Annotated in this window: 11 protein-coding genes and 4 tRNA genes; 14 read left to right on the top strand and 1 reads right to left on the bottom strand. The window is 46.9% G+C overall.

From position 1 onward, the window contains the following. Window positions 1–229 precede the first annotated feature (229 nt). Together murB and birA are read left to right on the top strand one after the other, a co-directional pair. On the top strand, window positions 230–1,270 hold the full coding sequence (gene murB, locus ACKPVM_RS19835) for a UDP-N-acetylmuramate dehydrogenase (protein WP_409311474.1): 1,041 nt from the start codon (window positions 230–232) through the stop codon (window positions 1,268–1,270). Beyond that, window positions 1,267–2,226: a bifunctional biotin--[acetyl-CoA-carboxylase] ligase/biotin operon repressor BirA gene (gene birA, locus ACKPVM_RS19830; protein ID WP_409311473.1), complete on the top strand. Its 960-nt coding sequence runs from the start codon at window positions 1,267–1,269 to the stop codon at window positions 2,224–2,226. Before murB ends, birA begins: the two co-directional genes overlap by 4 nt. Before the next feature lie 29 nt (window positions 2,227–2,255). On the opposite strand, the gene coaA is transcribed toward birA, so the two are convergent. Beyond that, the gene (gene coaA / locus ACKPVM_RS19825) at window positions 2,256–3,206 is read right to left on the bottom strand and encodes a type I pantothenate kinase (RefSeq protein WP_409311472.1); all 951 of its coding nucleotides are present in this window, start codon (window positions 3,204–3,206) and stop codon (window positions 2,256–2,258) included. Between the two features lie 803 nt (window positions 3,207–4,009). Here coaA and ACKPVM_RS19820 point away from each other — a divergent pair. The 12 genes from ACKPVM_RS19820 to rpoB all read left to right on the top strand — a co-directional run bounded on the left by ACKPVM_RS19820 (window position 4,010) and on the right by rpoB (window position 13,837). Next, a tRNA-Thr gene (locus ACKPVM_RS19820) sits at window positions 4,010–4,085 on the top strand. Between the two features lie 15 nt (window positions 4,086–4,100). Beyond that, a tRNA-Tyr gene (locus ACKPVM_RS19815) sits at window positions 4,101–4,185 on the top strand. Between the two features lie 134 nt (window positions 4,186–4,319). Beyond that, a tRNA-Gly gene (locus ACKPVM_RS19810) sits at window positions 4,320–4,394 on the top strand. A gap of 6 nt (window positions 4,395–4,400) precedes the next feature. Next, window positions 4,401–4,476 (top strand) — tRNA-Thr (locus ACKPVM_RS19805). Between the two features lie 106 nt (window positions 4,477–4,582). Beyond that, complete coding sequence (gene tuf / locus ACKPVM_RS19800; RefSeq protein ID WP_409311471.1) at window positions 4,583–5,767, top strand: elongation factor Tu; 1,185 nt, start codon at window positions 4,583–4,585, stop codon at window positions 5,765–5,767. A 237-nt stretch (window positions 5,768–6,004) separates the two neighbouring features. Next, the gene (secE, locus tag ACKPVM_RS19795; RefSeq protein WP_409311470.1) at window positions 6,005–6,388 is read left to right on the top strand and encodes a preprotein translocase subunit SecE; all 384 of its coding nucleotides are present in this window, start codon (window positions 6,005–6,007) and stop codon (window positions 6,386–6,388) included. Between the two features lies 1 nt (window position 6,389). After that, window positions 6,390–6,935: a transcription termination/antitermination protein NusG gene (nusG, locus tag ACKPVM_RS19790; RefSeq protein ID WP_109491411.1), complete on the top strand. Its 546-nt coding sequence runs from the start codon at window positions 6,390–6,392 to the stop codon at window positions 6,933–6,935. A gap of 164 nt (window positions 6,936–7,099) precedes the next feature. After that, entirely contained in the window at window positions 7,100–7,528 is a 429-nt protein-coding gene (gene rplK, locus ACKPVM_RS19785) for a 50S ribosomal protein L11 (protein ID WP_409311469.1), read from the top strand. Window positions 7,529–7,531: 3 nt separating this feature from the next. Further along, window positions 7,532–8,236 carry a 50S ribosomal protein L1 gene (gene rplA, locus ACKPVM_RS19780; RefSeq protein WP_409311468.1) on the top strand — a complete coding sequence of 235 codons (705 nt, stop codon included), beginning with the start codon at window positions 7,532–7,534 and terminating at the stop codon, window positions 8,234–8,236. Between the two features lie 312 nt (window positions 8,237–8,548). Further along, window positions 8,549–9,046 (top strand): 50S ribosomal protein L10, encoded by a 498-nt coding sequence (gene rplJ, locus ACKPVM_RS19775; RefSeq protein ID WP_409311467.1) that lies wholly within the window; start codon window positions 8,549–8,551, stop codon window positions 9,044–9,046. A gap of 66 nt (window positions 9,047–9,112) precedes the next feature. Then, window positions 9,113–9,481, top strand: coding sequence for a 50S ribosomal protein L7/L12 (gene rplL / locus ACKPVM_RS19770; protein WP_409311466.1), 369 nt, complete (start codon window positions 9,113–9,115; stop codon window positions 9,479–9,481). Window positions 9,482–9,808: 327 nt separating this feature from the next. Continuing rightward, on the top strand, window positions 9,809–13,837 hold the full coding sequence (gene rpoB / locus ACKPVM_RS19765; protein WP_409311465.1) for a DNA-directed RNA polymerase subunit beta: 4,029 nt from the start codon (window positions 9,809–9,811) through the stop codon (window positions 13,835–13,837). The last annotated feature ends 22 nt before the right edge of the window (window positions 13,838–13,859 follow it).

The following is a 13,859-nucleotide window of genomic DNA, read 5'->3' as shown; positions in this document are numbered from 1 at the left end:
ATGTGAGAGTAGGGAACTGCCAGGCATCAAATAAGTGAAGAAGCCTCATGTGAAAGCATGGGGCTTTTTTGCGTTTGGGGTTTTAGTCCGGTTAGTGCGGAATATGGCGTTGGTAGGAGCAGGGGCTCGTAGGTATTGGGTTATGTAACGGTTTATAAAACATCGCTGATATCTGGCTCTAATCGGGTAGACTATGGTGTATCTGAGTTGATGTAATGAGTAGAATGCGATGACGACAGATGGCGTATCATTAAAGCCTTATAATTCTTTTTCACTCTCAATATCTGCATCATCAATTGTTGTTGCTGATGAACAAGAAAAACTAGTCAGTGCATGGCAAGCAGCGAAAGACTCGTTGCAACCATTTCTGTTATTGGGGGAAGGAAGTAACGTCCTCTTTCTTGAAGATTTTGCCGGTGCTGTTTTACTTAACCGGCTTAAAGGTATTGAGATAACGGAAAAGGGGCTTGGTTGGCATCTCCATGTTGGTGCAGGTGAAAACTGGCATTCTCTGGTTGAGTGTACGTTGCAGCATGGTATTACAGGGTTAGAGAATTTAGCGCTTATTCCTGGTTGTGTCGGATCTGCCCCCATTCAAAATATTGGTGCGTATGGCCTTGAGTTACAGCACGTGTGTGAATATGTGGATTTATTGGATCTTTCTACCGGGGTAACACGGCGACTTACTAATGCTGAATGCCAGTTCGCATACCGTGAAAGCGTATTTAAACATAAATATCGTGATGGATTCGCTATTACCGCAGTAGGGTTTTATTTGAAGAAGGAATGGAGCCCAATATTAAGTTATGGTGACTTGACCAAGCTTGATCCCTCAACAGTGACTTCTTTGCAAATCTTTAATTCGGTGTGTCATATGAGACGTAGTAAATTACCTGATCCTGCGGTAACGGGTAATGCCGGTAGCTTTTTTAAAAACCCAATAGTGACACAGCAGCATGCTGAGCATATTTTAAAAGAATATTCTCAAGCTCCTCACTATCCTCAACGGGAAGGAACGGTGAAACTCGCTGCGGGATGGTTGATTGATCAGTGCAATTTAAAAGGTTTCCAGATTGGAGGCGCTGCGGTTCATGAACAACAGGCATTAGTTCTGATCAATAAAAATAATGCAGTGAGTGAGGATATTGTCAGTTTAGCGCGCCATATCCGCAATGAAGTTGCTGATAAATTTAGTGTCTGGTTGGAGCCTGAGGTGCGTTTCATAGCCGCACGTGGTGAGGTTAATGCTGTTGAGGTTTTATCATCATGAGAGATATCACCGTTCCCCTAAAGCTTATTCAGATCCTCTCGGATGGAGAATTCTACTCGGGTGAGTTACTGGGTGAAATGATGGGGATGAGTAGGGCAGCTATCAACAAACATATACAGACTATCAGAGATTGGGGGATTGACGTCTTTACGGTAACAGGGAAAGGTTATTGTTTGCCTACACCAATGCAATTGTTGGATGAGAAAAAGATTCTCAGTATGTTGCCTGAAGGCGGTGTTACCGTGCTGCCTGTGGTCGATTCGACTAATCAATATATTTTAGAACGGCTCAATACCTTGTCTCCTGGAGAAGCTTGTATTGCCGAATATCAACAAGCGGGACGTGGCCGTCGAGGACGACAATGGATTTCTCCTTTTGGGGCTAATTTATATCTATCGCTATATTGGCGCTTGGAACAAGGGCCGGCAGCAGCCGTCGGTGTCAGCTTAGTTATTGGTATTGTTATGGCTGAAGTATTACACCGACTGGGAGCTGAGGGGGTTCGAGTCAAATGGCCGAATGATTTGTACTTAAAAGATAGAAAATTGGCGGGTATTCTTGTTGAATTGACAGGGAAAACAGGTGATTCGGCTCATCTGGTGATTGGCGCGGGTGTTAATTTGCGAATGCGTGAGCCTGCAGATAATGTTATTAATCAAGGATGGATTAATTTACAAGAAGCCGGTGTTGATATCGATCGTAATACGCTGGCTGCTAGTCTAATTTTAGAATTACGCTCTGCTTTGGCTATTTTTGAACAAAATGGTCTGGCTCCGTTTATCTCCAAATGGGAAACGCTAGATAACTACTTTAATCGCCCTGTTAAATTGATTATTGGCGATCGTGAAATACATGGTATTGATAGAGGTATCGATCGGCAAGGCGCGCTGTTACTGGAAAGTGATGGTGAAGTTATACCTTATATTGGTGGGGAGATTTCTCTACGCGGTGTTTAAAAAAGGGGATTGATAATCCCCTTTTAACGCTATTTTCTTAAGCGAACATATTCTACCGCATGATTCGCACTCTTGGTCATTATTAAGCTGGCTCGTTCGCGAGTGGGAAGAATATTTTCTTTTAAATTAAGTCCATTAATATCTTGCCAAAGTTGTGAAGCAATACCAATGGCTTCTTGTTCCGTTAATTTTGCATAATTATGGAAATAAGAGTTAGGATTTGAAAATGCACCCTGTCTGAATTTCAAAAAACGGTTTATATACCATTTCTTCAATAGATCCTCTGGGGCGTCAACATAGATTGAAAAATCAACGAAGTCGGAAACGAAAACTCTATGTGGATCATGCGGATAGTCCATTCCGCTTTGTAATACATTCAAACCTTCCAGAATTAAAATATCAGGTTGCTCTAGTATCTTGTTATTCTCTGGCACGATATCGTAAGTAAGATGTGAGTAAGTCGGCGCAATGACTTTAGATGCTCCCGATTTAATATCAGAAACAAATTTTACCAAGCTATGCATATCATAAGATTGCGGGAACCCTTTTTTCTTCATTAAATCACGGTCTTTTAACACTTTATTTGGATGAAGAAAACCATCTGTGGTAATAAGTTCAACACTGCGATGTTCCGGCCAGCGACTGAGCAACGCTTGCAATACTCGAGCTGTCGTACTTTTTCCTACTGCAACGCTACCTGCAATACCAATGATGTAAGGGATCCTTTGGCCATCGGTTCCTAAAAATTGTTCTAAGACGGCCTGACGACGTAGATTAGAACTGATATAGAAATTAAGCAGGCGTGATAAAGGCAGATAGATCTCAGCAACCTCATCTAACGATAGATCCTCGTTAATCCCTTTTAACTGGACTATTTCTTCTTCTGTCAGTGTCAATGGAACCGAATCACGTAATGCGGCCCATTGGTGACGATTAAATTGTAGATATGGCGTAGCCAAAGATTGTTCTCTATTTCTCATAAGTCTAATTCTGCCTGCCTGTACACAGGTAAGAAAGGGAACATCATTTGCCTGAGTTCAATGTGCCTTAGGCCGTAGACCCTTTCTTCGTATGGTAATTTTGATTACAGGCAGGTTACCACTTTGCTGGTGAAAAAAAGAAGAAAAAATCATCTCGGCATATAATGTCTTTTCTTATAAATGAGTTAAATAAACGTAGATATACCCATCATCCTTTAAGTTTCAGGCGTGTTGGTCGCCCTGCGTCATTTGGTCGTATCCATCTCACTCACCCCGTAGGCGTTGCTATAAGTCGTGTTAAAGGGCCTACGTTACTTATATCTCTAAATGATAATGATTTACCCTACAACTCGAAGTTTATTGGGTATGCACTTGGTATGTATGGATGACAACAATAGACATTTGTCGCCGATTTTTATAGGGCGCACGTGGTTAGAAATACAAATATGGCATGAGCATTCTCCTTGATCTCAGTATTCGAGGGCGTAAATATCATGGTAAACGCTTAGTTAATGGTTTAGTTCCCTGATTATTGAAATGAATTGAATGTGATAACTGTGGCCGTTTGGATCGAACGACGCTCCTTCAGCATGTAAGTATGACGTTTTGGGAACCAAATCGTTGGTTGATATTCGAACACTGGGGGTTCATGCTGTTGTCAAATTTGGTGGTTCTTTGCGCGAATTGTTGATGCTATTGTGGATTCATGTTCAAATTTGGATAAAATCTAAGCGATAGTGCATTTTAAGCAATTTTTTTGTTGCATAGGCCGTTCGGTCTACCTAGAATGCGCAGCACTTGATGCCGGCTTAGCTCAGTAGGTAGAGCAACTGACTTGTAATCAGTAGGTCGCCAGTTCGATTCCGGCAGCCGGCACCATCAAGTACACAATCAGGTGGGGTTCCCGAGCGGCCAAAGGGAGCAGACTGTAAATCTGCCGTCACAGACTTCGAAGGTTCGAATCCTTCCCCCACCACCAAATTCAATCCTGGTGACAGGATAAAATCGATACGGTGTTAAACACTAAAACCGGATCGAAGAAGGCGGGGATGTATAAGTTTTATTTCCCTGGTTTCAAATCTACAGAGATATCAGGTAGCCGAGTTCCAGGATGCGGGCATCGTATAATGGCTATTACCTCAGCCTTCCAAGCTGATGATGTGGGTTCGATTCCCACTGCCCGCTCCAAGATGTGCTGATATAGCTCAGTTGGTAGAGCGCACCCTTGGTAAGGGTGAGGTCGGCAGTTCGAATCTGCCTATCAGCACCACTTCTTATTATTCCTCCTGATTTTCTTCTGTTAAAAAATTCGACAAGCAATTGCTTGGTTGATGTGGTGATACCACCGATTTATCCGTGTCTTAGAGGGACAATCGATGTCTAAAGAAAAATTTGAACGTACAAAACCGCACGTTAACGTCGGTACTATCGGCCACGTTGACCATGGTAAAACAACGCTGACTGCAGCTATCACTACCGTTCTGGCAAAAACCTACGGTGGTGCTGCTCGTGCATTCGATCAGATCGATAATGCGCCGGAAGAAAAAGCTCGTGGTATTACGATCAACACGTCTCACGTTGAGTATGATACCCCAACTCGTCACTATGCCCACGTTGACTGCCCAGGACACGCCGACTATGTGAAAAACATGATCACCGGTGCTGCGCAGATGGACGGTGCGATCCTGGTTGTTGCTGCGACTGATGGCCCAATGCCTCAGACGCGTGAGCACATCCTGTTGGGTCGTCAGGTTGGTGTTCCGTACATCATCGTATTCCTGAACAAATGTGACATGGTCGATGATGAAGAGCTGTTGGAACTGGTTGAGATGGAAGTGCGTGAACTGCTGTCTCAATACGATTTCCCTGGTGATGACACGCCTATCGTTCGCGGTTCAGCGCTGAAAGCGTTGGAAGGTGAAGCTGAGTGGGAAGCGAAGATCATTGAACTGGCTGAGCATCTGGATTCCTATATTCCGGAACCAGAGCGTGCAATTGACAAGCCATTCCTGCTGCCAATTGAAGACGTATTCTCCATCTCTGGTCGTGGTACGGTTGTTACCGGTCGTGTAGAACGCGGTGTGATCAAAGTTGGTGAAGAAGTTGAAATTGTTGGTATCAAAGATACGGCGAAATCAACTTGTACCGGTGTAGAAATGTTCCGCAAACTGCTGGACGAAGGTCGTGCCGGTGAAAACGTGGGTGTTCTGTTGCGTGGTATCAAACGTGAAGAGATCGAACGTGGTCAGGTACTGGCTAAACCAGGTTCAATCAAGCCTCACACCCAGTTTGAATCAGAAGTGTATATCCTGAGCAAAGATGAAGGTGGTCGTCATACGCCGTTCTTCAAAGGCTACCGTCCTCAGTTCTATTTCCGTACTACTGACGTGACCGGAACCATCGAACTGCCAGAGGGCGTAGAGATGGTCATGCCGGGTGATAACATCAAAATGGTTGTTACCCTGATTCACCCAATCGCGATGGATGACGGTTTGCGTTTCGCCATCCGTGAAGGTGGCCGTACTGTCGGTGCAGGCGTCGTTGCTAAAGTTATTGCTTAATCGCTGATAACGTTTGACGCGACACGCGATAAAAGGGCATCATTTGATGCCCTTTTTCTACGCTGCCATGGTAGAACCTATCTCATCAGCGATTGTGAGATATAATCATTGGTGAGATAGGCTCTGTAGATACGGCGTAAATACCGAATTATTCGTTTTACAGAACATCTTTCGGTTTGGTCGCCCCGTGGTTACGGGGCAAAGTTATTTGTCTGAATCATTGTGACAGGTTGGTTTATGAGTGCGAATACCGAAGCTCAGGATAGTGGGCGTGGCCTGGAAGTGATTAAATGGCTAGTAGTGGCAATCCTGCTAGCCGTTGCGATTGTTGGTAATTATTTCTTCCGTGATTTTAATCTGCCTTTGCGTGCATTGGCTGTGGTGGTTTTAATCGCTGCAGCGGGTGGTGTGGCATTGTTAACCACGAAAGGTAAAGAAACAGTGACGTTTGCCCGTGAGGCTCGAACCGAAGTACGTAAAGTGATTTGGCCGACTCGTCAAGAAACGTTACACACCACGTTAATCGTTGCCGCGGTTACTGCCGTGATGTCACTGATTTTGTGGGGGCTGGATGGTATTCTGGTCCGTTTGGTATCGTTTATCACTGGCCTGAGGTTCTAAGATGTCTGAAGCTCCAAAAAAACGTTGGTACGTCGTTCAGGCGTTTTCTGGTTTTGAAGGTCGCGTAGCACAATCACTACGCGAGCACATCAAACTCCATAATATGGAAGAACTGTTTGGCGAAGTCATGGTCCCTACTGAAGAAGTAGTTGAAATCCGTGGCGGCCAGCGTCGCAAGAGCGAACGTAAGTTTTTCCCAGGTTATGTCTTGGTGCAGATGGTAATGGAAGATGCCAGCTGGCATCTCGTACGTAGCGTACCTCGTGTTATGGGGTTCATTGGGGGGACATCCGATCGTCCTGCGCCAATAAGCGACAAAGAAGTGGATGCGATTATGAATCGCCTCCAGCAGGTTGGTGACAAACCTCGTCCGAAAACGCTGTTTGAACCAGGTGAAATGGTTCGCGTCAATGACGGTCCATTTGCTGACTTTAATGGTGTGGTCGAGGAAGTCGATTACGAGAAAAGCCGCCTGAAAGTATCCGTTTCTATTTTTGGTCGTGCGACTCCCGTCGAACTGGATTTCAGTCAGGTAGAAAAAGGCTGATTTAGCGATACACGTGTTGAAAATAGCAGCTTGCCTATGGCGCGAAATTAGCCTACAATTTCGCGCCTTTTGTTTTTCAGGTGCCTACATAGTGGCGTCTGAAATGTAACACAAACCACGGGGAGCCTATCATAAGGCGCTATTACCCAATTGAGGAAAGCTAAATGGCCAAGAAAGTACAAGCCTATGTCAAGCTGCAGGTTGCAGCTGGTATGGCTAACCCGAGTCCACCGGTCGGTCCGGCTCTGGGTCAGCAGGGTGTGAACATCATGGAATTCTGTAAGGCGTTCAATGCTAAAACTGAAAGCATTGAAAAGGGTCTGCCGATTCCTGTTGTTATCACCGTTTACTCTGACCGTTCTTTCACCTTCGTTACCAAAACGCCTCCGGCAGCTGTTCTGCTGAAGAAAGCGGCTGGTATCAAGTCTGGTTCTGGTAAGCCGAACAAAGACAAAGTCGGTAAAGTGACGAGTGCTCAGGTTCGTGAAATCGCAGAAACCAAAGCTGCGGACATGACTGGTGCTGACGTAGACGCCATGGTGCGCTCTATCGCGGGTACTGCTCGTTCCATGGGCCTGGTAGTGGAGGATTAATAAATGGCTAAGCTGACCAAGCGCACGCGCGTGATCCGTGAAAAAGTTGATGCAACTAAACAGTATGATATCAACGAAGCCGTTGCTCTGCTCAAAGAGCTGGCCACTGCTAAATTCGTAGAAAGTGTTGATGTTGCCGTTAACCTCGGCATTGACGCTCGTAAATCTGACCAAAACGTTCGCGGTGCAACCGTTCTGCCTCACGGCACCGGTCGTTCTGTTCGCGTAGCTGTCTTCACCCAGGGTGCAAACGCTGAAGCTGCTAAAGCTGCTGGCGCGGAATTCGTGGGCATGGAAGATCTGGCTGATCAGATCAAGAAAGGTGAAATGGGCTTTGACGTTGTTATTGCTTCTCCAGATGCAATGCGCGTTGTTGGCCAATTGGGCCAGGTTCTGGGGCCACGCGGTCTGATGCCAAACCCGAAAGTGGGTACAGTAACGCCTAACGTTGCTGAAGCGGTTAAGAATGCTAAAGCGGGTCAGGTTCGTTATCGTAACGACAAGAACGGTATCATCCACACCACTATTGGTAAGGTCAATTTCGACTCTAACCAATTGAAAGAAAACCTGGAAGCTCTGCTGGTTGCGCTGAAAAAAGCAAAACCTGCTCAAGCAAAAGGCGTGTACATCAAGAAGGTTAGCCTGTCTACTACGATGGGTGCCGGTGTTGCGGTTGACCAGAGCGGTCTGAACGCAGTCGCTATCTAATCGCTTTTGTTCCGCTTTACTCGGGTGTGTGATTTTCCTATAATCTTACGCCCGTTGCTCCACTCGTGGGGCAAAAAAGAATTTTCGGTTGGAGCCTGGCCTATCCAGGCCTCCGTCCAAGACCGCAGGTGTTTCGTAAGAGACTTAATTTTCCTGCGTAGACGGTGACAGAGCCTGAATAATGTTTTTCTTTTTATAAAGAATAATTTTTACTGGATTCTGCTCACCGTGTTTCAACGCCTGTCTCCGTTTTGGCGATAGGTGAAGTGAGTTCCGGAGGTTTCCTCCGGCCAAATCCAGGAGCAAAAGCTAATGGCATTAAATCTTCAAGACAAACAAGCGATTGTTGCTGAAGTCAGCGAAGTAGCCAAAGGTGCGCTGTCTGCGGTTGTTGCGGATTCTCGTGGCGTTACCGTAGATAAAATGACTGAACTGCGTAAAGCAGGTCGTGAAGCGGGTGTTTACATGCGTGTTGTTCGTAACACCTTGTTGCGCCGCGTTGTTGAAGGTACTTCATTCGAATGCCTGAAAGACACGTTTGTTGGTCCGACCCTGATTGCATATTCTTTAGAACATCCGGGCGCTGCCGCTCGTTTGTTCAAAGAATTCGCGAAAGCGAATGCAAAATTTGAGGTCAAAGCTGCAGCCTTTGAAGGTGAGTTGATTCCGGCGGCTCAAATTGACCGTCTGGCAACATTGCCAACTTACGAAGAAGCATTGGCACGTCTGATGTCGACCATGAAAGAAGCCGCTGCCGGCAAACTGGTCCGCACTCTGGCTGCTGTTCGCGATGCAAAAGAAGCGGCTTAATAGCACTTTCTTTTCTAACGCACTTGCTAACGTATAAACTATTTCTGATTCTTAGGAACAATTGTTATGTCTATCACTAAAGATCAAATTCTGGAAGCAGTAGCAGCGATGTCCGTAATGGAAGTTGTTGAACTGGTTTCCGCTATGGAAGAAAAATTCGGTGTTTCTGCTGCAGCTGCTGTTGCTGTTGCCGCTGGTGGCCCAGCTGAAGCTGCTGAAGAAAAAACTGAGTTCGACGTTGTGCTGAAAGGCATCGGTGCTAACAAAGTTGCCGTTATCAAAGCCGTTCGTGGCGCGACTGGTCTGGGCCTGAAAGAAGCTAAAGATCTGGTTGAATCTGCTCCAGCCGCTCTGAAAGAAGGCGTGAGCAAAGATGACGCTGAAGCTCTGAAGAAAGCACTGGAAGAAGCTGGCGCAGAAGTTGAAGTTAAATAAGCCAATCTTTCAGATTGCAGCCTAATTTATTAGGCTGATGGCTGGTGACTTTTTAGTCACCAGCCTTTTTGCGCTGTAGGGCGTCGATGGGGTTTCTCACTGTTTGCCCATTGATTTACCCTAATATTTTTTTCTATTGACGACTTAATATACTGCTTTCCAGCATAGGCTCCCTGCCTGAGCAAGAGCAATGAAATGGTTTAAGAGTAATAGAAAGACGTATTACGGAACGTGTTCCATTTTCCGACCGACAAAATAGTGTTGCATGAACCGTCCTTATTAGGGCGGATAGAGTGGTTCGACTTGTCAGCTAGCTGAGGAACCCTAATGGTTTACTCCTATACCGAGAAAAAACGCATTCGTAAGGATTTTGGTAAACGTCCACAGGTTCTGGACGTGCCTTATCTCCTTTCTATCCAGCTTGACTCGTTCCAGAAGTTTATCGAGCAAGATTCGGAAGGTCAGTACGGTTTGGAAGCGGCATTCCGTTCTGTTTTCCCCATACAAAGTTACAGCGGTAACTCAGAGCTACAGTACGTAAGCTATCGTCTGGGCGAACCTGTATTTGACGTTAAAGAATGTCAGATCCGTGGTGTGACGTTCTCCGCGCCGTTGCGTGTGAAATTGCGTCTGGTGATCTACGAGCGTGAAGCGCCTGAAGGCACCGTTAAAGATATCAAAGAACAAGAAGTTTACATGGGCGAAATTCCGCTCATGACCGATAACGGAACCTTCGTGATTAACGGTACTGAGCGTGTCATCGTGTCTCAGTTGCACCGTAGTCCAGGTGTGTTCTTCGATAGTGACAAAGGTAAAACCCATTCTTCAGGTAAGGTGCTGTATAACGCACGTATTATTCCTTACCGTGGTTCCTGGTTGGATTTTGAGTTCGATCCGAAGGATAACCTGTTTGTCCGCATTGACCGTCGTCGAAAATTGCCTGCGACCATTATTCTGCGTGCGCTGGGATACTCCACCGAACAGATTCTCGATCTTTTCTTCGCTAAAATTGTCTACGAAATCAATGGCAATAAATTGCAGATGGATCTGGTTCCTGAACGCCTGCGTGGTGAAACGGCATCGTTTGATATTGAAGCAAACGGCAAAGTCTATATTGAAAAAGGCCGTCGTATCACGGCTCGCCATATCCGTCAGTTAGAAAAAGATGGCATTGAGCGTATCGAAGTGCCGGTTGAGTATATTGCTGGCAAAGTGCTGTCCAAAGACTATATCGATGAGAGCACGGGTGAACTGATTGGCGCAGCTAACATGGAGCTGTCGCTGGATCTGCTGGCTAAACTGAGTCAGTCAGGTCACAAGCGTATTGAAACGCTGTTTACCAACGATCTGGACCACGGCCCGTACATTTCTGAAACCTTGCGTGTCGATCCCTCAAACGATCGTTTAAGCTCGCTGGTTGAAATTTACCGCATGATGCGTCCCGGTGAGCCACCGACACGTGAAGCAGCGGAAACGCTGTTTGAGAACCTGTTCTTCTCTGAAGACCGTTATGACTTGTCAGCGGTAGGCCGTATGAAGTTCAACCGTTCTCTGCTGCGTGATGAGATCGAAGGTTCCGGTATCCTGAGCAAAGAAGACATCATTGACGTGATGAAGAAGCTCATTGATATTCGTAACGGCAAAGGTGAAGTGGATGATATCGACCACCTTGGCAACCGTCGTATCCGTTCCGTCGGCGAAATGGCAGAAAACCAATTCCGCGTGGGTCTGGTGCGTGTAGAACGAGCGGTGAAAGAGCGTCTGTCGCTGGGCGACCTTGATACGCTGATGCCACAGGACATGATTAACGCCAAGCCGATTTCGGCTGCCGTTAAAGAGTTCTTCGGCTCAAGCCAGCTGTCACAGTTTATGGACCAGAACAACCCGCTGTCTGAGATTACGCACAAACGTCGTATCTCTGCATTAGGCCCAGGCGGTCTGACGCGTGAACGCGCTGGTTTTGAAGTCCGTGACGTACACCCAACTCACTACGGTCGCGTTTGTCCTATCGAAACGCCGGAAGGTCCGAACATCGGTCTGATCAACTCCCTGTCCGTTTATGCACAGACTAACGAGTACGGTTTCCTTGAAACCCCGTATCGTCGTGTGCGTGACAACGTGGTGACGGATGAGATCCATTACCTGTCTGCGATTGAAGAAGGTAACTTCGTTATCGCACAGGCGAACACCAATTTGGACGAAGAAGGGCGCTTCATCGACGAACTGGTGACCTGCCGTAACAAAGGTGAATCCAGCTTATTCAGCCGCGATCAGGTTGAATACATGGACGTTTCCACTCAGCAGGTGGTTTCCGTTGGTGCATCCCTGATTCCGTTTCTGGAACACGATGACGCCAACCGTGCTCTGATGGGTGCGAACATGCAACGTCAGGCCGTTCCGACTTTACGCGCTGATAAGCCGCTGGTTGGTACCGGTATGGAACGCGCTGTTGCGGTTGACTCCGGTGTAACTGCCGTCGCCAAACGTGGTGGTACAGTACAATACGTGGATGCATCCCGTATTGTTATCCGCGTTAATGACGATGAGATGTATCCGGGCGAAGCCGGGATCGACATCTATAACCTGACCAAATATACCCGTTCTAACCAGAATACCTGTATCAGCCAGATGCCATGCGTATCTCTGGGTGAGCCGGTAGAACGTGGTGATGTTCTGGCAGATGGCCCGTCCACCGATCTGGGTGAACTGGCGCTGGGTCAGAATATGCGCGTGGCATTCATGCCATGGAATGGTTACAACTTCGAAGACTCCATCCTCGTTTCCGAGCGTGTGGTTCAGGAAGATCGCTTTACAACCATCCACATCCAGGAACTTGCCTGTGTGTCCCGTGACACCAAGTTAGGGCCTGAAGAAATTACTGCGGACATCCCGAACGTGGGTGAGGCAGCACTTTCCAAACTGGATGAGTCCGGCATCGTTTACATTGGTGCTGAAGTGACCGGTGGTGACATTCTGGTTGGTAAAGTTACGCCGAAAGGTGAAACCCAACTGACGCCAGAAGAAAAACTGCTGCGTGCGATCTTCGGTGAGAAAGCGTCTGACGTTAAAGACTCTTCTCTGCGTGTACCAAACGGTGTTTCCGGTACGGTTATCGACGTGCAGGTCTTTACCCGCGATGGCGTGGAAAAAGACAAGCGTGCGTTGGAAATCGAAGAGATGCAACTGAAGCAGGCGAAGAAAGACCTGACTGAAGAGTTGCAAATTCTGGAAGCGGGTCTGTTTGCACGTATCCACGCTGTATTGGTTTCTGGCGGTATTGAAGCTGACAAACTTGATAAACTGCCGCGCGAGCGTTGGTTGGAACTGGGGCTGACTGATGAAGAGAAACAGAATCAGTTGGAACAGTTGGCAGAACAGTATGATGAGCTGAAGCATGAGTTTGAGAAAAAACTCGAAGCTAAGCGCCGTAAAATCACCCAAGGCGACGATCTTGCACCGGGCGTGCTGAAAATCGTTAAGGTTTATCTGGCAGTTAAGCGTCAGATCCAACCGGGTGACAAGATGGCAGGTCGTCACGGGAACAAAGGTGTTATCTCCAAGATCAACCCGATCGAAGATATGCCTTACGATGAGAACGGTACGCCGGTCGATATCGTCCTGAACCCGCTGGGTGTACCTTCACGTATGAACATTGGTCAGATTCTGGAAACCCACTTGGGTATGGCTGCGAAAGGTATTGGCGACAAGATTAATGCCATGCTGAAACAGCACGAGGAAGTGACCAAACTGCGTGAATTTATCCAGAAGGCTTATGATCTGGGTGACGATGTGCGTCAGAAAGTTGACCTGAGCACTTTCTCAGACGAAGAAGTGATGCGTCTGGCTGAAAACCTGAAGAAAGGTATGCCAATTGCAACGCCGGTATTCGACGGTGCAAAAGAGAAAGAAATCAAGGAACTGTTGCAGATGGGCGGTATCCCGACCTCCGGTCAGATTACGCTGTACGATGGACGTACTGGTGAGAAATTTGAGCGTCAGGTCACCGTGGGTTACATGTACATGCTGAAACTGAACCACTTGGTTGACGATAAGATGCATGCTCGTTCTACGGGTTCTTATAGTCTGGTTACTCAGCAACCGTTGGGTGGTAAGGCGCAATTCGGTGGTCAACGCTTCGGTGAGATGGAAGTGTGGGCGCTGGAAGCTTATGGTGCAGCTTATACCCTGCAAGAAATGTTGACCGTTAAGTCTGATGACGTGAACGGCCGTACCAAGATGTATAAGAACATCGTGGACGGCAATCATCAGATGGAACCAGGCATGCCGGAATCCTTCAACGTATTGTTGAAAGAAATCCGTTCGCTGGGTATCAACATCGAGCTGGAAGAAGAGTAATCCCAGCCCGTTGTTATGCTGG

The organism is Pectobacterium hainanensis (assembly GCF_046237015.1).
Lineage (GTDB): Bacteria > Pseudomonadota > Gammaproteobacteria > Enterobacterales > Enterobacteriaceae > JBJYIN01.
This window is presented reverse-complemented; position numbering and strand designations above follow the sequence as displayed.

What these genes read in the sequence shown, in the direction of transcription:
- birA (WP_409311473.1), top strand. Translation starts at nt 1,267, where the DNA reads ATGAGAGATATCACCGTTCCCCTAAAGCTTATTCAGATCCTCTCGGAT.
- nusG (WP_109491411.1), top strand. Translation starts at nt 6,390, where the DNA reads ATGTCTGAAGCTCCAAAAAAACGTTGGTACGTCGTTCAGGCGTTTTCT.
- rpoB (WP_409311465.1), top strand. Translation starts at nt 9,809, where the DNA reads ATGGTTTACTCCTATACCGAGAAAAAACGCATTCGTAAGGATTTTGGT.
- murB (WP_409311474.1), top strand. Translation starts at nt 230, where the DNA reads ATGACGACAGATGGCGTATCATTAAAGCCTTATAATTCTTTTTCACTC.
- rplJ (WP_409311467.1), top strand. Translation starts at nt 8,549, where the DNA reads ATGGCATTAAATCTTCAAGACAAACAAGCGATTGTTGCTGAAGTCAGC.
- rplL (WP_409311466.1), top strand. Translation starts at nt 9,113, where the DNA reads ATGTCTATCACTAAAGATCAAATTCTGGAAGCAGTAGCAGCGATGTCC.
- tuf (WP_409311471.1), top strand. Translation starts at nt 4,583, where the DNA reads ATGTCTAAAGAAAAATTTGAACGTACAAAACCGCACGTTAACGTCGGT.
- secE (WP_409311470.1), top strand. Translation starts at nt 6,005, where the DNA reads ATGAGTGCGAATACCGAAGCTCAGGATAGTGGGCGTGGCCTGGAAGTG.
- rplA (WP_409311468.1), top strand. Translation starts at nt 7,532, where the DNA reads ATGGCTAAGCTGACCAAGCGCACGCGCGTGATCCGTGAAAAAGTTGAT.
- rplK (WP_409311469.1), top strand. Translation starts at nt 7,100, where the DNA reads ATGGCCAAGAAAGTACAAGCCTATGTCAAGCTGCAGGTTGCAGCTGGT.
- coaA (WP_409311472.1), bottom strand. Translation starts at nt 3,206, where the DNA reads ATGAGAAATAGAGAACAATCTTTGGCTACGCCATATCTACAATTTAAT.